Here is an 18,846-nt window from a genome sequence, read left to right on the forward strand (position 1 = left end):
CGTCCGCCATCACGACCAGTGGGCGTGGATGGCGGGCGCCACCTGCGGGATGTGCCAGGTCTTGCCGCGCGCGTACAGGCGTGCGAACTCCGCAGCGGGCACCGGCTTGCTGAAGTAGTTGCCCTGCAGTTCGTCGCAACCGTTGGCGGCCAGCCATGCCGCCTGTTCCGGTGTTTCCACGCCTTCGGCGATCGTGCGGCACTGCAATTGTGCGGCCAGGCTGATGATCGCGCGCGTGATGGCGGCCTGGTTGGGCTCCGCCACGTCGCGGACGAACGACTGATCGATCTTCAGCACGTTGAAGCCATAGTTGCCCAGGTAGCTCAGGCTCGAGAAGCCGGTGCCGAAATCGTCGATGGCAATCCGCACGCCCAATGCCTTCAGCGCGCGCAACGTGCGGTCGGTCCGCTGCACGTCGCGCATCAGCGTGGTTTCGGTGACCTCCAGTTCAAGGAATTCGGCAGCCAGCCCGCTGTCCTTGAGCGCCTCGGTCACGGTGTCCACGAGCTCATCAGTGTCGAAATTGGCGGCGGCGATGTTGACCGACACCCGGATGGGCGGAAGGCCGGACTGCTGCCAGATGCGGTTCTGCCGGCACGCGGCGCGGATGGCCCATTGATCGATGTCGACGATGAGGTTGGTCTCTTCGGCGATCGGCAGGAATTCGCCGGGCATCATGAGGCGCTCGCCGCGTTGCCAGCGCGCAAGGCCTTCCACGCCCACGATGCGGCCGCTGATGCGATCGATCTGTGGCTGGTAGTGCAGGGAGAGATCGCCGTTGCGCAGGCTGCGGCGCAGGCTGTTCTCCAGTTCGATGCGAGCATCCACGCTTGACGCCAGCTCGCGTGTGTAGAAGCGGGTCGCGTTGCGGCCGTTGCGCTTGGCCAGGTACATGGCGGCGTCGGCGCGCATCATCAGGGTGGCGGCGTCGTAGCCATCTTCCGGGAACAGGCTGATGCCGATGCTGAAGGCCTGGTGCAGTTCGTGCGAGGCCACGGTGTAGGGCGTGCCGCCGAGTGCGAGCAGACGGTCGGCGACCTGCAGCACATTGTCCCGGGCGGCCACGTTGGGCAGCAGCACCACGAATTCGTCACCGCCCGTGCGGTACACCGTGCCGAGGTTGCCGATGTTGCGCTGGATGCGACGGGCCACCTGCTGCAGCAGTTCATCGCCCGTGTGATGCCCCAGTGCGTCGTTGACGTGCTTGAAGAGGTCCAGGTCGAGGAACAGCACGGCAATGCCATTGCCGTGGTTGGTCGCATGCGTGATTGCCTGGTTCAGTCGTTCGTTGAGCTGCAGCCGGTTCGGCAGCCCGGTCAGCGCGTCGTGGTGCGCGAGGTAGGTCATGCGCGAACTCCACGCACGCGATTCGGTGATGTCGCGCAACACCATGACGGTGCCCACCAGCCGCTCGTCGCGGTCGCGGATGGCGGACAACGAACGTTCCACCAGCATGCGGGTGCCGTCCTGGCGCAGCACCTGCAGATCGCCCGGCTGGCCCAGCGGCTGCGCCCCTTCGTCGGGCGCATCCTGCGTTTCCACCAGCGCCAGCGGGGCGATGCGTTCCAGCGGCTGGCCGAGCGCCTGTTCCAGGCTCCACGCGCAGAGAGACTGCGCCGCGGGATTCATGTAGGTCACCTGGTTCTCGATGTCGACGGTGATGACCGCCTCGCTGATGGCGGTGAGCGTCACTTCGGCCAGTTCGTTCGCGTTGTGCAGCGCATGCTCCAGCCGCGCCTTCTCGGTGATGTCGATTGCCATGACGAAGAAACCGCACACCTTGCCGGTCTCGTCGATGTCGGGCGTGTAGAAGCTGTGCATGCTCCGTGTGCCGTCGACGGTGGCGAAACTGCTTTCGAACTCGCCATCGCGCCCGGCGAGCGCGGCATCGATCTGCGGCATCCGCCGCAGGTACGCCTCCTCACCGAAAAGGTCCCGCATGTGCACGCCGGCCTGTGGCGGTATCCGCCAGCGGACCTGTTCGGCGAACGCACGGTTGCGGAAGACCAGGCGATGCTGCGTATCGAACTGCGCGATCAGCGCCGGCAGGCGGTCGGTGACGCGCTTCAGGTGGTCGCGCGCCATCGCCAGTTCGCGATGCGCCTGGCGCTGCTCGCTGACGTCATTGCCCATCAGGTACCAGCCGGCGATCTTCGAACCGGACTCGACGTCGGGTACCAGGTACAGGTGCACCGGGCGCGGGGGGTGCCCCAGGTCGGCGTCCCACGCGATCCAATGGTCCGGCGTGCAGCTCTGCATGGCGCGCGTGAGCGACGCGAGGAACTCGGGATCGGTCGCGTGCACATCTTCCACGTGCCGTTCGCTCCATGCTTCGTGCGTACCTGACCAGGCGCGACATGCGCGATTGGCGAAGCCGTAGCGGCCGTCGCCGTCAATGTAGGCGATCAGTGCGGGCAGGTGATCGGCAACGGCGTCCAGCAGTGCCCGGCTTCGACGCTCGGTGCGTGCGAGGTTGTGCAGCAGCAGGAAGAGCAGCAAGCCCAGCCCGATCCCGCACAGGGTCAGCAGCAGGATGGATGCCTGGCCGGGCAGCGCCTCGCGCAACGGCGGCGAATGCAGGACCAGGCGCCATTCGTTGCCCAGCAGATGGAGATCGCGCTGGGCGGTGAAAGCGGGTTTCCACGCCTCTCCGTAGCGCTCCCTCAACGTACGGGTCTGGAAGATCGGTTCGTCGCCGTGGTCCAGTGCGAGGAGCTGCAGGTCGAACTCGTCCCCGTCGGTTCGACCGATGGCGTCCTCCATGACCCGTTGCCAGCCGAAGCCGGCGGTGGCATAGCCGCGCAGCAGGTTGCGGCGCGCCTCCACACCGCCGCGAGCGGCGACAGAATCGGCATAGACCGGGGCATACAGCAGGAAGCCCGGCAGTCCGGTGTTTCCCTTCGAGGCATCGCCCAGTGCAACCAGCGGGGCGGCGGCCAGTTCGCCGGTGTCGCGCGCGGCTTCGATGGCGCCCCGGCGCACGGTCTCCGCCATCACGTCCTTGCCCAGCAGGGGGCGCATGCCAGGCACATCGGGATACAGCAGGTCGATCACGACGTATTCGCTGCGGTCCCCGGCGGGATGGATCGCAAACGCGTCCCCGTAGCGCGTGCGCTGATCGGCGACGTAGGCCTCGCGTTCTTCCATCCGCACGCGGCGTGCGAAGCCGAGCCCGTGCACGCCCGATTGCCGGGTGGGCACCTGCAGCTTCTCGACGAAGGCATAGAAGCTGTCCTGCTCGATGTCCTGCCGCCCCTCCAGCACGGCGGCCGCCGCACGCACGGTGTCTTCGTAGGCGTTCATGTGGGTGGACACGGCGGTGGCGACGGCGTCGGCCCGTGCGTCGAACCGGGCATGCGCGTGGTCGCGTGCCTGTTGCCACGCTGTCGTCCCGGACCACAACGAGAGCAGGCAGGCGATGACCAGCACGCCCCACGCCAGCGAATTCAGGTTGCGCTGCCGCCTGCGGGCCGTGGATCCCGATCCACTGAAGGCCCGCAGCTCCGATACCCGGTCCGCGCCTGACTCCACGCGTGCAATCCCCGCCTGCTGGTTGATGGCTATGACGCCACGAACCCGGAGCGCCTGCAAGCACTCTCGCGTCCGGAATGACTCACATTGGCAGCATGCGCCTCAGCGACGGGTCGTGCGGGGCGGCAGCGAGGGCCAGTATTCCGGTGGCTTGCGGGCCCGCGTGCGCTGCTCGTAGTCGTATCCCAGGGCAATCAGGCGCGCTTCGCTCCATGCGGGGCCCATGAACACGATCCCCAACGGCAAGCCATCGCTGTGGCCCATGGGAATGGTGAGGCTGGGGTAGCCCGCCACGGCGGCGGCGCCGTACCCGGCCCCCGGGAAATGATCGCCGGCCTTGTGGTCGGTCAGCCAGGCAGGCCCCGTCGTCGGTGCCACCAGCACATCCAGTTGCTGCGCCTTGAGCGCGGCGTCGATGCCTTCTGGCCCCGCCAGCCGGCGTGCGCGACTGCGGGCGGCAATGTAGGCGGCTTCACCCAGGCCGCCCTTTGCGTTGGCCCGCTCGAACAGGTCCTGGCCGAAATAGGGCATCTCGGACAACCGGTATTGCTCGTTGTAGCCGATCAGCTGGGTCAGCGTGGTCAACGGTGCATTGCGTTCGGCGAGGTAGCGCTCCGCGCCATGCTTGAACTCGTAGAGCATCAGTTCCAGTTCGTCCGCGTTCCACTGCCCGTCGGTGGGAATCTCCGCATCGACCACGATGGCACCGGCTTCGCGCATCACCTCGATGGCGCTTTCCAGGGCTGCTGCGGCGTCGGGATGGATCGTTGCCTTGCTGCGCAGCACGCCGATGCGCGCGCCCTTCAGTGCGCCGGGCGTGAGGCGTGCGCTGTAATCCAGCGTGGTGTTCCAGGCGGCCTGCATCGTGGCGGCGTCTTCCGGATCCCGGCCCGCGAGCGTGGCCAACAGGAGGGCCGCATCCGCAACGCTGCGGGCGATCGGACCGGCGGTGTCCTGGCTGTGCGAGATCGGCAGGATGCCCTGCCGACTGACCAGGCCGACCGTGGGTTTCAGCCCCACGACACCATTGATCGCGGCAGGGCAGAGAATGCTGCCATCGGTTTCGGTGCCCACGCTGATCGCCGCCAGGTTGGCCGATACCGCCACGGCACTGCCGGAGCTCGATCCGCACGGATTGCGGTCCAGCGCGTACGGGTTGCGGGTCTGGCCGCCGCGTCCGCTCCAGCCGGAGGTGGAATGCATGGATCGGAAGTTGGCCCATTCGCTCAGGTTGGCCTTCCCCAGGATGACGGCGCCTGCCTCGCGCAGGCGGCGCACCAGGAACGCATCCTTCCCGGGGCGGAAATCCTTCAGCGCCAGGGAGCCGGCGGAAGTGGCCATCGGCACCGCATCGATGTTGTCCTTCAGCAGTACCGGGATGCCGTGCAGGGGCCCGCGCGCCGCATTCGCGCGACGCTCCACATCGCGGAGGGCGGCTTCCTTCAACGCGTCGGGGTTGAGTTCGATCACCGCGTTCAACTGCGGCCCCGCCTTGTCGATGGCGGCGATACGGTCCAGGTAGGCCTGCGTCAGGCGGCGGCTGTCCAGTTCACCGGACTGCATGCGCGCCTGCAGGTCGGCGATGTCCAGTTCGGCGTAGATGAAATCGGTGGGCGCGGTCGGTGCCGCTGCATCCGGCGGCGTCGCCGGCTGGCAGGCTGCCAGGGCGAGCATCAGGCCAAGCGGCAGCAGGGATCGACGCATGCGGACACCTTCACGGAGTTGCCGCAGGCTACGCAGGCGCTGGCCCGCGCGTCAAATCCGCTTGCGGCGCCGGATATCGCGCCACAGCACCCAGACGATCACCAGGTTGACGATCAGCAGCGCCCAGGTGTGCCAGCCGGGGTGGTGGTAGAGGGCATAGATGTCCAGCGGCAGGTAGGCCGCCGAGCCGATGCAGCCCAGCCACGAGGCCCAGGCGCGGGCGCGCCACAAGCCCCAGCCTTCCAGCAGGCGCATGCCGGCGTACACCGCGATGATCAGCACGGTGACGTGGATCGATTCGGGATTGATGCGGTCGAGCCACTGGCTCACCACGCCGGGGCCGGCGTCGGGAATGAAGCGGGTGACCACCGCCTGCACGCTCTCGCGCAGGCGGTCAGGACCCACCGCCAGCAGACCGCCGGCGAAGGCCAGGGCCAGCACGCCCTTGGCGCCCTCGAACAGGGCGATGGCGTGCAGGCCGGGGTGCGCCCTGGGATCCGGGTTGTACGCGGATGTCTCCAAGGCGCGGTGCGACGATCAGGCGGCGCGCGAGGCGCGCTTGCGGTCGCTCTCGGTCAGGAACTTCTTGCGCAGGCGGATTTCCTTCGGCGTGATTTCCACCAGCTCATCGTCATCGATGAAGTCCAGCGCCTGTTCCAGCGAGAACTTGATCGCCGGGGTCAGCTGGATGGCATCGTCCTTGCCCGAGGCGCGCATGTTGGTCAGCGGCTTGGTCTTGATCGCGTTGACGGTCAGGTCGTTGTCCTTGGAGTGGATGCCGATCAGCTGGCCTTCGTACACGTTGTCGCCCTCGGCGGCGAACAGCTTGCCGCGCTCCTGCAGCGGGCCGAGCGAGTAGGCCGGCGTGGCGCCCGGCGCATTGGCGATCATCACGCCATTGAGGCGCTTGGCGATGGCGCCCTGTTCCTTCGGGCCGTAGTGGTCGAACACATGGAACAGCAGGCCCGAACCCTGGGTCAGGGTCTTGAACTCGTTCTGGAAGCCGATCAGGCCACGCGCCGGGATCTGGTAGTCCAGGCGCACACGGCCCTTGCCGTCCGGTTCCATGTTCTTCAGCTGGCCCTTGCGGACGCCCAGCTTCTCCATCACGCCGCCCTGGTGGGTCTCTTCCACGTCCACGACCAACTGTTCGATCGGCTCCATCAGCTGGCCGTCGATTTCCTTGATGATCACTTCCGGGCGCGACACGGCCAGCTCGTAGCCCTCGCGGCGCATGTTCTCGATCAGCACCGACAGGTGCAATTCGCCACGGCCGGAGACCAGGAACTTGTCCGCGTCTTCCAGCTGCTCGACCTTCAGTGCCACGTTGTGCACGGTCTCGCGCTCCAGGCGCTCCTTCAGCTGGCGGCTGGTCAGGAACTTGCCGCCCGACAGGTCCTTGTGGCCGGCGAACGGCGAGTTGTTGACCTGGAAGGTCATCGAGATGGTGGGCTCGTCGACGGTCAGCGCCGGCAGCGCTTCCGGGGTGTCCAGCGCGCAGACGGTGTCGGAGATCGTCAGGTCCTGGATGCCCGAGATGGCGACGATGTCACCGGCCTCGGCGCTGTCCTGCTCGATGCGCTCCAGGCCCAGGAAGCCCAGCACCTGCAGCACCTTGCCCTGGCGCTTCTTGCCTTCGCGGTCGATGACGGCGACGGGCATGTTCTTCTTCAACGTGCCGCGCTGGATGCGGCCGATGCCGATCACACCGACGAAGTTGTTGTAGTCCAACTGGCTGATGCGCATCTGGAAGGCGCCGTCCGGATCGACTTCCGGCTTCGGCGCGTGCTTCATGATCGCTTCGTACAGCGGCGTCATGTCGCCGCCGCGGACGGTGTCTTCCAGGCCCGCATAGCCGTTCAGCGCCGAGGCGTAGACGATCGGGAAATCCATCTGCTCGGGCGTGGCGCCGAGGCGGTCGAACAGGTCCCACACCTGCTCAACGACCCACTCGGGGCGCGAGCCGGGGCGGTCGACCTTGTTGATCACCACGATCGGCTTGAAGCCCATCGCAAACGCCTTCTGGGTGACGAAGCGGGTCTGCGGCATCGGGCCGTCCATCGCGTCGACCAGGATCAGCACGGTGTCCACCATCGACAGCACGCGCTCGACCTCACCACCGAAGTCGGCGTGGCCCGGGGTGTCGACGATGTTGATGCGGTTGCCATTCCAGGTGATGGCGGTGTTCTTGGCCAGGATCGTGATGCCACGTTCCTTTTCCTGGTCGTTGCTGTCCATCACGCGCTCGGCCAGCACGGTGCGCTCGGAGAGGGTGCCGGACTGCTTCAGCAGCTGGTCGACGAGGGTGGTCTTGCCGTGGTCGACGTGAGCGACGATCGCGATATTGCGGAGGTTTTGGATGGACATGCCGAAGGGGCGCGAACGTGCGCGCTCAGAGTGGGGAAAGGAAGCGGCGTATTATAGCGGGCTGCGTTGCGCTAAGCACCTGATTTATCGAAAAACGCCAGAATGAACGCCGCCGCCGGGGCCTGCCCTTGAAATCCCCGCCCGGCGCCGTGATCTGGCAACAGGGCCGGACCCGCATGACGGGGGCCGGCTTCACGCCTGGCAGCCCCGGCCATTATTGGCCGGGGCGGCAGGCCTGGCGCTTCCCCTCCCTGTGCCACCGCCGCCTGAGAGCGGGGCGGGCATGGAGCGAGACCGCGCCGGGACCCTGCCGTTTCCTCATTTCACCCCTGGAGAACCGTTCCATGAGTCAGCTGACCGCCACCTTCGACACCTCGCGCGGCCCGATCACGATCGAGCTGTATCCCGACAAGGCCCCGCTGACGGTGGCCAACTTCGTCAACCTGGCCAAGCGTGGCTTCTATGACGGCCTGAATTTCCACCGCGTGATCCCGGACTTCATGATCCAGGGCGGCTGCCCGGAAGGCTCCGGTCGCGGCGGCCCGGGCTACCGCTTCGAGGACGAAACCACCAACGGCGTGCGCCATGAGCGTGGCGTGCTGTCGATGGCCAATGCCGGCCCGGGCACCAACGGCAGCCAGTTCTTCATCACCCACGTGCCCACCCCGTGGCTGGACGGCAAGCACACCGTGTTCGGCAAGGTCACCGAGGGCCTGGACGTGGTCGATGCGGTGAAGCAGGGCGACCTGATCACCAAGGTCACCATCGACGGCGACGCCGATGCCGTGCTGGCCGCCAAGGCCGAGCGCGTGGCGGAGTGGAACCGCGTCCTGTCGGCGTGATGGAATGAAGGGCCGGCCCACATGGGCCGGCCCTTTCCCCGCTAGGAGCTCCAGATGAAGGATCGCCGCCGGCGCGCAACGCGCATGGTCCTGCTGCTTGCCACCGTCCTGGGGCTGGGCGCCTGCAAGAACGACGACACAATCCCGCCCACCGATCCGGCCGCAGCGACCGCCGTCGACGCATCGGCGGAGAGCTTCCAGCAGAGCCTGGAAGGCCTCTGGAGCACGGACCACAGCGAAGGCGACGATGCCGAAACCCTGTACGCCATCGCGTGGCAGCCGGACACGGGCCTGCGGATCGCACGCGACGGTGCGTGGCTGGATGGCAAGGTCGAGGATGTCGACCTGGACAACGGCACGCTGGCCCTGCACCTGACTTCCGAGACCGGGCCCAGCGAGACGGTGACCCTGCGCAAGGTGGCGGACCCGGGCGGAAACGGCTTCACCCTGCGCATCACCTGGGGCGCGGGCCAGACCGATGATCTGGGCTTCGTGCGTCGGCTGACCGAACGCGATCGCAGCGAGCTCGCCGCGGCCGTGGAGGCTGCCCACGCGCCACCCGCTCCCGCCGAGTGCGATACCGACGCGCCGGCCGGCAGTGTCCGCGCCGCGCTGGTCTGCGGGCACGAGGAGTTCGGTGCCCTGGATGCCGGCATGCGCCGGCAGTTCAAGGAGCTGGCCGATCGCTACCCCGACGGCGACCGCACGGTCCAGGCAGCTACCCGGCAACTTGACGCCTGCCAGACCCCCGCGTGCCTGCGCGGCGCCTACGCGCAGTGGCAGGCCTATTTCGACGAGAACTACGACCTGGGCGACGTGGTGGATTACCAATGACGCCGTGATGCTGACCCGGCCGACGTAGACCATGGGCTAGTCGGTCGAAGTGGAGCGGCGTGATACCATTTTGCGCCGCAAAAAGACGGCGGCGACGCTCCCTGACCTTTCCACGCGAGGTTGTGCAATGCCCCTGCTTGCCCGGCGCATCGGTCGCGCCAAGCCCAGTGCGATCATGGCGGTGGCCGAGAAGGCCAAGAAGCTGAAAGCCGAAGGCCGCGACATCATCAGCTTCTCGATCGGCGTCCCCAATTTCCTGCCCGGCGACCATGTCTACCAGGCCGCGCGCGACGCGCTGTCCAAGGACTCGGGCCAGTACGGCAGCAACCGCGGCACCGATGCGCTGCTGGATGCCTTCCTGCTGCACATCGAGGCGCTGGGACTGACCGGCTACACGCGCGCCAACGTGTCCACCGGCATCGGCGCCAAGCACATCCTGTACAACCTGGCCGAGTCGCTGCTGGACGAAGGCGACACCATCGTCTATCCGTCCCCGTACTGGACCACGTATGCCGACATCGCCGACATCGTCAACGCGAAGGCGGTGCCGCTGCCATGCCCGGCCAGCCAGGACTACAAGCTGACCCCCGCGCAGCTGGATCAGGCGCTGGCGACGCACGCGCCCAAGGTGTTCCTGTTCAACAACCCGTCCAACCCGACGGGCATGGTCTACACGCGCGAGGAAGTGGCCGCGCTGGCCGACGTGCTGGCGAAGTATCCGGACACCTGGATCGTCACCGACGACATCTACAACCGCATGCTGTTCGACGGACTGGCCTATACCAATTTCGTGCAGGCGCGGCCGGAACTGCGCGAGCGCACGGTGTTCGTGGATTCGCTGTCCAAGACCTATGGCATGCCGGGCTGGCGCGTCGGCTTCATGGCCGGCCCCGAGGTCGTCGCCAGGGCGCTGACGACCATGAACTCCAACCACATCACCAACGTGCCGGAAGTCGTCACCGCCGCGGCGATCGCCGCGCTGACCGGTCCGCAGGACGTGCCGGTCGCGAAGAACGCCGAGTTCCAGGCCAAGCGCGACCAGGTGCTGGCGGCGATGGAAGCGATCCCGGGCGTGGTCTGCCCGCGTCCGCAGGGCGCGTTCTACGTGTTCCCGGACATCAGCTGCGCGTTCGGCAAATCGCACAACGGCGTGAAGATCGAGAACGATGTCGACTTCTGCAGCGCGCTGCTCGACGCCAAGGGCGTAGCCTGCGTGCCGGGCTCGGCGTTCGGCGAGCCGCGCGCGCTGCGCATCAGCTACACCTGCCCGACGCCGCAGCTGGCGCCGGGGCTGCAACGCTTCCAGGAATTCTTTGCCGAACTGAAGTAATCGTCGCGTGGGCCTTGGCCCACCCTTTCCCCACGCGGCGGGCCTGGGCCCGCCCTACGTAACCCCGAGGATCCGCATCATGAAAACCCCCGTCCGTGTTGCCGTCACCGGCGCTGCTGGCCAGATCGGCTACGCGCTGCTGTTCCGCATCGCTTCCGGCGAAATGCTGGGCAAGGACCAGCCGGTCATCCTGCAGCTGCTCGAGCTGCCGCTGGAGAAGGCCCAGGCCGCGCTGAAGGGCGTGATCATGGAGCTGGAAGACTGCGCGTTCCCGCTGCTGGCCGGCGTCGTCGGCACCGACGATCCGGAGGTCGCGTTCAAGGACGTCGACGTGGCCCTGCTGGTCGGCGCGCGTCCGCGCGGCCCGGGCATGGAGCGCAAGGACCTGCTGCTGGAGAACGCCAAGATCTTCACCGCCCAGGGCGCCGCGCTGAACAAGGTCGCCAGCCGCAACGTCAAGGTGCTGGTGGTCGGCAACCCGGCCAACACCAACGCCTACATCGCGATGAAGTCCGCGCCGGACCTGCCGGCGAAGAACTTCACCGCCATGTTGCGCCTGGACCACAACCGCGCGCTGTCGCAGCTGGCCAACAAGGCCGGCGTGGCCGTGGGCGACATCGACAAGCTGGTCGTGTGGGGCAACCACAGCCCGACCATGTACCCCGACTACCGCTTCGCCACGGTCAACGGCCAGTCGCTGAAGGACAAGATCAACGACGCCGACTGGAACGCGAACACCTTCATCCCGCAGGTCGGCAAGCGCGGCGCGGCGATCATCGAAGCGCGCGGCCTGTCGTCGGCCGCCTCGGCCGCCAACGCCGCCATCGACCACGTGCGCGACTGGGTGCTGGGCAGCAACGGCAAGTGGGTGACGATGGGCATCCCGTCCGACGGCAGCTACGGCATCCCGGAAGGCGTGATGTTCGGCTTCGCCGTCACCACCGAGAACGGCGAGTACACCATGGTGAAGGACCTGCCGGTTGACGCTTTCAGCCAGGCCGCCATCGACAAGACGCTGGGCGAGCTGGAAGAAGAGCGCAGCGGTGTGGCGCATCTGCTGGGCTGACCGCAGGCCGCACGCAGTGCCGAAAACGCCGGGCCCATGCCCGGCGTTTTCTTTTGGGTGCGACGGAATGTCCCATGCGACCAAGGTAGGAAGGTGGCTGCGGCAGGGCGGGTCTATGCTGGTCCCGGCTGTCGGATCTGGGAGGATCGCATGGCATACGAAGACGTCTACCGGCGCTCGATCGAGCAGCCCGAGGCCTTCTGGGGCGAGGAGGCGAAGGCCATCCATTGGCACGTGCCGCCGCAGCAGATCCTCGACTATTCCCGTCCGCCATTCCGGAGCTGGTTCCTCGGCGGGCAGACCAACCTCTGCTACAACGCGGTGGACCGGCATCTCGCCGAGCGTGGCGACCAGCTGGCGCTGGTGGCGGTGTCCACCGAAACCGATGTCACACGTGAACTGACCTATCGCGAACTGCATCGCGAAGTGAACGCGTTCGCCGCCGTGCTGAAGCGGCTCGAAGTCGGGCGTGGCGATCGCGTGGTCATCTACATGCCCAACATGGCTGAAGCGGTCTTCGCGATGCTGGCGTGCGCGCGCATCGGCGCGGTGCATTCGGTGGTGTTCGGGGGGTTCGCCGCGCACAACCTGGCGCTGCGGATCGACGACGCGCAACCCAGGCTGTTGATCGCCGCCGATGCCGGCAGCCGCGGTGGCAAGGTCATTCCGTACAAGGCGCTGGTCGATGAAGCCTGCGCGAAGGCGGCCACGCCGCCGGCCAAGGTGCTGATCGTCTCGCGCGGGCTGGATGCCGCCGAACCGAAGGTGGCGGGCCGCGACGAAGACTACGCCGCGTTGCGCGCCGAGGTCGGCGACGTCGACGTACCGGTGGAGTGGCTGGAGTCGAACGAGCCGAGCTACCTGCTGTACACCTCCGGCACGACCGGCAAGCCGAAGGGCGTGCAGCGCGATGTGGGTGGCTATGCGGTGGCGATGGCGTTGTCGATGCGTACCGTGTTCGATGTCGGGCCGGGACAGGTGATGTTCTCCACCTCCGATGTCGGCTGGGCCGTCGGCCATTCCTACAACGTGTATGGTCCCCTGATCGTAGGCGCCACCTCGGTGCTCTACGAAGGCCTGCCGATCAATCCCGACGCGGGCATCTGGTGGGCGTTGTGCGAACAGTACGGTGTACGCACGATGTTCTCATCGCCGACGGCAGTGCGCGTGCTGAAGAAGCACGACATCGACTTCATCAAGCGGCACGACCTGTCCGAGCTGAAGTACCTGTTCCTGGCGGGCGAGCCGCTGGACGAGCCGACGGCGCACTGGATCACCGATGCGATCGGCAAGCCGGTGATCGACAACTACTGGCAGACCGAAACCGGCTGGCCGGCGCTGACGCTGCTGCCCGGGCTGGACATGAAACCGGTGCGTTTCGGTTCGCCCGGGTTCCCGAACCTCGGCTACAGGATGAAGGTGATCGACGAGGCCACGGGGGAAGAAGTAGGGCCGGGCCAGAAGGGCGTGCTGGTGATGCAGCCTCCGCTGCCGCCGGGATGCATGACGACGATCTGGAACGACGACGCGCGATTCCTGTCCAGCTACTTCAGTCATTTCAAGGAACTGTTGTACAGCTCGCTGGACTGGGCGATCCGCGATGAGGACGGCTACACCTTCATCCTCGGCCGCACCGACGATGTCATCAACGTGGCTGGCCATCGGCTGGGCACGCGCGAGATCGAGGAGTCCGTCTCCGGGTTCCACGCGGTCGCGGAGGCTGCGGTGATCGGTGTCGCGGATGAACTGAAAGGGCAGGTGCCGGTGGTGTTCGCCACGCTGCGGCAGGCCACCGACGAGCCGCACGAGCGCGTGCAGGCGGCCGACGGCATGCGTCGCATGGTGGAGCAGAGCCTCGGCGCGGTCGCGCGCCCGGCGCGGGTCTACATCGTCAACGCGTTGCCGAAGACACGGTCGGGCAAGTTGTTGCGGCGCTCGCTGCAGGCGCTGGCGCAGGGCGCCGATCCCGGCGATCTTTCCACGCTGGATGACCCGAACGCGCTGGAAGAGGTGAAGCGCGCGCTGCTGCGCGGGCCCGAGGTCGGCAGCTGATGCAGGTCAGCGGGCCGGCGGCGCAGGCGTCGCCGGATCCACGCTGCCATCCAGTGTCCACACCACGTCGCGGCCCTGCGGGTCGCGACTCAGCACGAAGCGTGCGGTCGCGCCGGGCGTGAGCGGCAACGGTGACCGCGCCTCTTCGGCATCGTCGTCGTTGGCTTCGATGACCGTGCGTTCGCCGGCATGCCCCGGGATCGGCACGATGAACAGCCCGCGTGCGTCGATGCTGCGACGTGCCTTCTTCGTACCGAGGTCGCCCACATCGGCAACGGCACCGTCGGTTTCCGTCAGGGGATTGCGGAAATTGACCAGCAGGTCGGCGCGGGCGGGTGGGCGTCCCGGTACGGACAACGTACCGCCGCGCACCAGCAGGTCCGGCCATACATCGCCGTTCTCCGGCAGGTCGCGGTACAGCGCGGGCGACACGCCGGCATGGCTGCCGCTGGCGATGCTGTCCAATGCCGCGACCAGGCCGAGGAAGTACAGCTTGCGCAGGCGCTGCTTCTGCACATCGCCTTCGATGCCGCCGGCCTCGATCAGCACGGTGCTGGTGCCCCACTGCGTGGTGAGGTCGCCGAACGCCCGTGGATCGAACGTTTCATCCCAGCGCGCGATGTGGCCGGCGAGATAGGGCTCCAGCGCGGAGCGGATGACGCCGGCCACCTCGATGGCGCGCGTACGCACATCGTTGACATCGGCCGCGTGGTTGTACGGCGGCGACAGCAGCGCGATGGCGGTGCCGCGGTCGGAATCGCCGGCACGGTAGCCCACGCGCTGGTCGTGCAGGTTGAATCCGTACATCGGCCTCACCTGGTCGTGCAGCGCCTTCAGCGCGCGCGCTTCGGGTGTTGCCAGCATCCGCGCATCACGGTTGATGTCGATGCCCTGTACGTTGCGGCGCTGGAAGCGGGCGGCACCATCGGGATTGACGATGGGAAAGACGTGCAGCGTGGTATTCGCCTGCAGCTGCTTCACCAACGGATGGTCGGGGTGTTCGCCGAGGAAGCGGAACAGGTCCGCGAGCGCCATCGACGCCGTGCTCTCGTCGCCGTGCATCTGCGACCACAGCAGTACCGTCTTCTTGCCCTGGCCCCAACGAACATGTTGCAGCGGACGGTCCTCCACGCTGCGGCCGATCCCGTCCACGCGGAAGCCGCGTCCCGGCTCCAGCAACGGTGTGGCGACCGACCACCAGTGTTCCGCAGTGAAGGTGCGGTCCTCCAGTCCGGCCACGCGCAGTTCGGCGTCGTACAGCGCATCGAGTGCGGGCAGCCATGCGGGAGGCGGCGGCACGGGCGTGGACACCGTGGCTGGCGAGGACGGGTGATCGGTGTTCCGGGCGATGGTGTTCGGCGTCATCATCGTCAGCAGCAGGCACAGGGCAAGGGCAGGGCGCATCGCGGCAACAGGAGGAAAGCAGGCCAGGGCAGGGTCCCCGTATGCGCGGGTGATGTCAAACGCAGGCGCGCATGCATGGCGGGCAGATCATGGCGATGTTGCTGGCGGTGTCACGCCTGCATAGCGTGCGCGCGGACGGATCAGACGCCCCTGTGCCTGCTGTTCCAGTGCATGCGCCAGCCAGCCCGCCAGGCGTCCTGCGGCGAACATCACCAGGGCCGGCGTGGCCGGCAACCGGTTGAGATGGCAAAGCGCGGCGAGCATGAAATCGATGTTCGGGCGCAGGCCGCTGACGTCCTCGGTGGCGAGGATGAGGTTTTCCAGTGCGGCCATTTCACGCGTGCCGGCATGGCGCTCGCGTGCGCGCGCCAGCAGTTCGGCACCGCGCGGATCGCCCTGCGGATACAGGGCATGGCCGAAGCCGGGCAGGTCGTCGCCGCGCTGCCAGCGTTCGGCGATGAATGCGCGTGCGGACACGGCCTCATGTGCATCGCTGATCAACGCATACGCGCGAGCGGTGGCGCCGCCGTGGCGCGGGCCGGACAAGGCGGCCAGCCCGCTGCATACCGTCGCGTGCAGGTGCGCACCGGTGGATGCGACCACGCGTGCGGCGAACGCGGAGACATTGAGTTCGTGGTCCGCGCAGACCACCAGTGCGGCGCGCACGAGTTCGGCGAAGCCGTCATCGCCGGGATGCCAGGCCTGCGCCAGTACGCGGTGCACCGGTACGTCCGACGGCGGCTGCGCGACCAGCAGCGCGGCGTTGTGGCGCAGCAGGCCGGCGGCGATCTCATGGCGCACGAGCGGCGCGGAACTGAAGGAATGGCGTACCTCCAGCGCAAGCAACGGGATGGCGGCCATCGCGCGCTCCAGCGGAGGCAGCAGGGTGTTGGCGGCGAGCGGCGCGACCACATCGGGCCATCGGGTCAACGAAGGTGCCGCGAAAGGATCCTCCGCGCTGCTGTCCCACAGGTGGCGGGCCACGTCTTCCAGCGTGGCGCCCTCGTGCACCATCGCGATCGCCGAGCGGCCGCGATAGTAGGGGCCATCGGGTCGGATCAGCGAGATGCGCGTCTCCAGCACCGGCAGCCCGCGGTCCAGGCTCTGGGCGGCGCCACGGGCCGCGCCACGCCCCACCTGCTTGCGCTGGGCCAGCCGTTCCACATCCTGGCGCAGGTACAGGCGGCTGCGATGATCCTTGCCGGGGCGGGACTCCAGCAGGCCGCGGCTGACGTAGGCGTACAGCGTGGCGCGGCTGATGCCGAGCAGGCGGCAGGTATCGCGGGCGGACAGCAGATCGGTGGCGGCGGCCATGCGGAAATATTGATTCGTTCGATCAAGATTGATCAACCTGGCGGATGGTGCCAGATTTGCGACCCGAAGAGGGGCGTACCATTCGCGCACCTCTGGCGTCCGGCGATCACGCCGGGCAGGCACGCTGATCGAGAGGAGTCCCGTCGCATGAGCCACCCGACCGCAGGCGCCAAGTTCCGCGCCGCGCTGGCCGCCGAATCGCCGTTGCAGGTGATCGGTGCCATCAACGCCAACCACGCCCTGCTGGCCAAGCGCGCCGGTTACAAGGCGATCTACCTGTCCGGCGGCGGCGTCGCCGCAGGTTCGCTGGGCCTGCCCGACCTGGGCATCAACACGCTGGAAGATGTGCTGATCGACGTGCGCCGCATCACCGATGTCTGCGACCTGCCGCTGATGGTCGACATCGACACCGGCTTCGGTCCCAGCGCGTTCAACATCGAGCGCACGGTGAAGTCGCTGATCAAGGCCGGCGCGGCCGCGTGCCACATCGAAGACCAGGTCGGCGCCAAGCGCTGCGGCCATCGTCCGGGCAAGGAAATCGTGTCGGCCGGCGAGATGGTCGACCGGGTGAAGGCCGCCGCCGATGCGAAGACCGATCCCGCCTTCTTCCTGGTCGCGCGCACCGACGCCATCCAGGTCGAGGGCGTGGACGCCGCCATCGAGCGCGCCATTGCCTGCGTGGAAGCGGGCGCGGACGGCATCTTCGCCGAAGCCGCCTACGACCTGCCGACCTACCAGCGTTTCGTCGATGCGGTGAAGGTGCCGGTGCTGGCCAACATCACCGAGTTCGGCAAGACACCGCTGTTCACCCGCGACGAACTTGCTTCGGTCGGCGTTGCGATCCAGCTGTATCCGCTGTCGGCGTTCCGCGCGATGAACAAGGCGGCGGAAAACGTCTACGAGGCGATCCGCCGCGACGGTCACCAGAAGAACGTGGTCGACACCATGCAGACGCGCGAAGAGCTGTACGACCGCATCGGTTACCACGCCTTCGAGCAGAAGCTCGATACCCTGTTCTCCGCAAAGAAGTAGCCCCGGCCCTTCTCCCGCCGGGAGAAGGTGGCGCGAAGCGCCGGATGAGGGTGCGGCGAAATCCGGATGGCTCCGACCTCACGGACTCCGCCGAACCCTCGCCCCAACCCCTCTCCCAATGGGAGAGGGGCTCCAAATCAAGATGAGGAGTAGGAAGATGTCAGAGAGCGTTCCCTTCAAGCCCAAGAAATCCGTCGCCCTGTCCGGCACCGCTGCCGGCAACACCGCGCTGTGCACCGTCGGCCGCACCGGCAACGACTTGCACTACCGGGGTTACGACATCCTGGACCTGGCCACCACCAGCGAGTTCGAAGAGGTCGCGTACCTGCTAGTGCATGGCAAGCTGCCCAATCGCGCCGAGCTGGCCGGCTACAAGGCCAAGCTGAAGTCGCTGCGCGGCATCCCGGCCGCGGTGAAGGCCGCGCTGGAAGAGCTGCCGCCGTCCGCGCACCCGATGGACGTGATGCGCACGGGCGTGTCCGTGCTGGGCTGCGTGTCGCCGGAGAAGGACGATCACAACCATCCGGGCGCGCGCGACATCGCCGACAAGCTGATGGCCTCCCTGGGTTCGATGCTGCTGTACTGGTACCACTGGAGCCACAACGGCCGCGCCATCGATGTCGAGACCGACGACGACTCCATCGGCGGCCATTTCCTGCACCTGCTGCACGGCGAGAAGCCGAAGGACAGCTGGGTGCGGGCGATGCATACCTCACTGATCCTGTACGCCGAGCACGAGTTCAACGCCTCCACGTTCACTTGCCGCGTCATCGCCGGCACCGGCAGCGACATGCATTCGTGCATCGCCGGCGGCATCGGTGCGCTGCGAGGCCCGAAGCACGGCGGCGCCAACGAAGTCGCCTTCGAAGTGCAGAAGCGCTACGAGACGCCGGATGAGGCCGAGGCCGACATCAAGGCGCGCGTCGAGCGCAAGGAAGTGGTGATCGGCTTCGGTCACCCGGTGTACACCGTCGGCGATCCGCGCAACGGGGTGATCAAGCAGGTCGCGAAGGATCTGTCGGCCGAGCAGTCGAACATGAAGATGTACGACATCGCCGAGCGCCTGGAGTCGGTGATGTGGGACATCAAGAAGATGTTCCCGAACCTGGACTGGTTCAGCGCCGTCAGCTACCACATGATGGGCGTGCCGACGGCGATGTTCACGCCGCTGTTCGTCATCGCCCGCACCAGTGGCTGGAGCGCGCATGTCATCGAGCAGCGCATCGACGGCAAGATCATCCGCCCCAGCGCCAATTACACGGGGCCTGAGGATCTGGAATTCGTTCCGCTGGACCGGCGCTGATCGAAGCCGAACCCGCGTGGCACCCACTTCCGCTCTCCCGCTTGCGGGAGAGGGCAAAGGGTGAGGG

At 67.3% G+C, this 18,846-nt stretch carries 13 protein-coding genes; 7 read left to right on the top strand and 6 right to left on the bottom strand.

The annotated features are described in order from the left end of the window. Positions 1–9 precede the first annotated feature (9 nt). The 4 genes from AC3DET_RS07345 to typA form a co-directional block, all read right to left on the bottom strand. Complete coding sequence (locus AC3DET_RS07345; protein WP_488391190.1) at positions 10–3,531, bottom strand: bifunctional diguanylate cyclase/phosphodiesterase; 3,522 nt, start codon at positions 3,529–3,531, stop codon at positions 10–12. Between the two features lie 102 nt (positions 3,532–3,633). Next, positions 3,634–5,220 carry an amidase gene (locus AC3DET_RS07350; RefSeq protein ID WP_488391709.1) on the bottom strand — a complete coding sequence of 529 codons (1,587 nt, stop codon included), beginning with the start codon at positions 5,218–5,220 and terminating at the stop codon, positions 3,634–3,636. A gap of 66 nt (positions 5,221–5,286) precedes the next feature. Then, positions 5,287–5,757, bottom strand: a complete 471-nt coding sequence (locus AC3DET_RS07355; RefSeq protein ID WP_337731289.1) for a DUF2127 domain-containing protein — start codon at positions 5,755–5,757, stop codon at positions 5,287–5,289. Between the two features lie 15 nt (positions 5,758–5,772). Continuing rightward, positions 5,773–7,602, bottom strand: a complete 1,830-nt coding sequence (gene typA / locus AC3DET_RS07360) for a translational GTPase TypA (protein WP_192201761.1) — start codon at positions 7,600–7,602, stop codon at positions 5,773–5,775. Between the two features lie 344 nt (positions 7,603–7,946). Here typA and AC3DET_RS07365 point away from each other — a divergent pair, with 344 nt between their 5' ends. The 5 genes from AC3DET_RS07365 (at position 7,947) to prpE (ending at position 13,726) form a co-directional block, all read left to right on the top strand. Further along, complete coding sequence (locus AC3DET_RS07365; protein ID WP_488391191.1) at positions 7,947–8,444, top strand: peptidylprolyl isomerase; 498 nt, start codon at positions 7,947–7,949, stop codon at positions 8,442–8,444. 54 nt (positions 8,445–8,498) lie between these two features. Beyond that, on the top strand, positions 8,499–9,278 hold the full coding sequence (locus AC3DET_RS07370; protein WP_488391192.1) for a lysozyme inhibitor LprI family protein: 780 nt from the start codon (positions 8,499–8,501) through the stop codon (positions 9,276–9,278). 127 nt (positions 9,279–9,405) lie between these two features. After that, positions 9,406–10,608 (top strand): pyridoxal phosphate-dependent aminotransferase, encoded by a 1,203-nt coding sequence (locus AC3DET_RS07375; RefSeq protein ID WP_488391193.1) that lies wholly within the window; start codon positions 9,406–9,408, stop codon positions 10,606–10,608. Between the two features lie 79 nt (positions 10,609–10,687). Next, positions 10,688–11,674, top strand: coding sequence for a malate dehydrogenase (locus AC3DET_RS07380; RefSeq protein WP_277726972.1), 987 nt, complete (start codon positions 10,688–10,690; stop codon positions 11,672–11,674). 150 nt (positions 11,675–11,824) lie between these two features. Further along, positions 11,825–13,726 (top strand): propionate--CoA ligase, encoded by a 1,902-nt coding sequence (prpE, locus tag AC3DET_RS07385; RefSeq protein ID WP_488391194.1) that lies wholly within the window; start codon positions 11,825–11,827, stop codon positions 13,724–13,726. A 6-nt stretch (positions 13,727–13,732) separates the two neighbouring features. Here prpE and AC3DET_RS07390 read toward each other — a convergent pair whose 3' ends face one another. Together AC3DET_RS07390 and AC3DET_RS07395 are read right to left on the bottom strand one after the other, a co-directional pair. Continuing rightward, positions 13,733–15,130: a M14 family zinc carboxypeptidase gene (locus AC3DET_RS07390; RefSeq protein ID WP_488391195.1), complete on the bottom strand. Its 1,398-nt coding sequence runs from the start codon at positions 15,128–15,130 to the stop codon at positions 13,733–13,735. 87 nt (positions 15,131–15,217) lie between these two features. After that, positions 15,218–16,444, bottom strand: coding sequence for a citrate synthase family protein (locus AC3DET_RS07395; RefSeq protein ID WP_488391196.1), 1,227 nt, complete (start codon positions 16,442–16,444; stop codon positions 15,218–15,220). Positions 16,445–16,591: 147 nt separating this feature from the next. Between AC3DET_RS07395 and prpB the strand changes: the two genes are divergently transcribed. Next, positions 16,592–17,476: a methylisocitrate lyase gene (gene prpB, locus AC3DET_RS07400; protein WP_488391197.1), complete on the top strand. Its 885-nt coding sequence runs from the start codon at positions 16,592–16,594 to the stop codon at positions 17,474–17,476. A gap of 157 nt (positions 17,477–17,633) precedes the next feature. Further along, on the top strand, positions 17,634–18,779 hold the full coding sequence (gene prpC / locus AC3DET_RS07405) for a bifunctional 2-methylcitrate synthase/citrate synthase (RefSeq protein WP_488391198.1): 1,146 nt from the start codon (positions 17,634–17,636) through the stop codon (positions 18,777–18,779). Positions 18,780–18,846 lie beyond the last annotated feature (67 nt).

The organism is Pseudoxanthomonas sp. 97-1-1, assembly GCF_057773125.1.

Excerpts from the sequence above, each read along its gene's own strand:
- AC3DET_RS07395 (WP_488391196.1), bottom strand. The coding sequence starts at position 16,444 with ATGGCCGCCGCCACCGATCTGCTGTCCGCCCGCGATACCTGCCGCCTG.
- typA (WP_192201761.1), bottom strand. The coding sequence starts at position 7,602 with ATGTCCATCCAAAACCTCCGCAATATCGCGATCGTCGCTCACGTCGAC.
- prpB (WP_488391197.1), top strand. The coding sequence starts at position 16,592 with ATGAGCCACCCGACCGCAGGCGCCAAGTTCCGCGCCGCGCTGGCCGCC.
- AC3DET_RS07390 (WP_488391195.1), bottom strand. The coding sequence starts at position 15,130 with ATGCGCCCTGCCCTTGCCCTGTGCCTGCTGCTGACGATGATGACGCCG.
- AC3DET_RS07375 (WP_488391193.1), top strand. The coding sequence starts at position 9,406 with ATGCCCCTGCTTGCCCGGCGCATCGGTCGCGCCAAGCCCAGTGCGATC.
- AC3DET_RS07365 (WP_488391191.1), top strand. The coding sequence starts at position 7,947 with ATGAGTCAGCTGACCGCCACCTTCGACACCTCGCGCGGCCCGATCACG.
- AC3DET_RS07380 (WP_277726972.1), top strand. The coding sequence starts at position 10,688 with ATGAAAACCCCCGTCCGTGTTGCCGTCACCGGCGCTGCTGGCCAGATC.
- AC3DET_RS07370 (WP_488391192.1), top strand. The coding sequence starts at position 8,499 with ATGAAGGATCGCCGCCGGCGCGCAACGCGCATGGTCCTGCTGCTTGCC.
- prpE (WP_488391194.1), top strand. The coding sequence starts at position 11,825 with ATGGCATACGAAGACGTCTACCGGCGCTCGATCGAGCAGCCCGAGGCC.
- prpC (WP_488391198.1), top strand. The coding sequence starts at position 17,634 with ATGTCAGAGAGCGTTCCCTTCAAGCCCAAGAAATCCGTCGCCCTGTCC.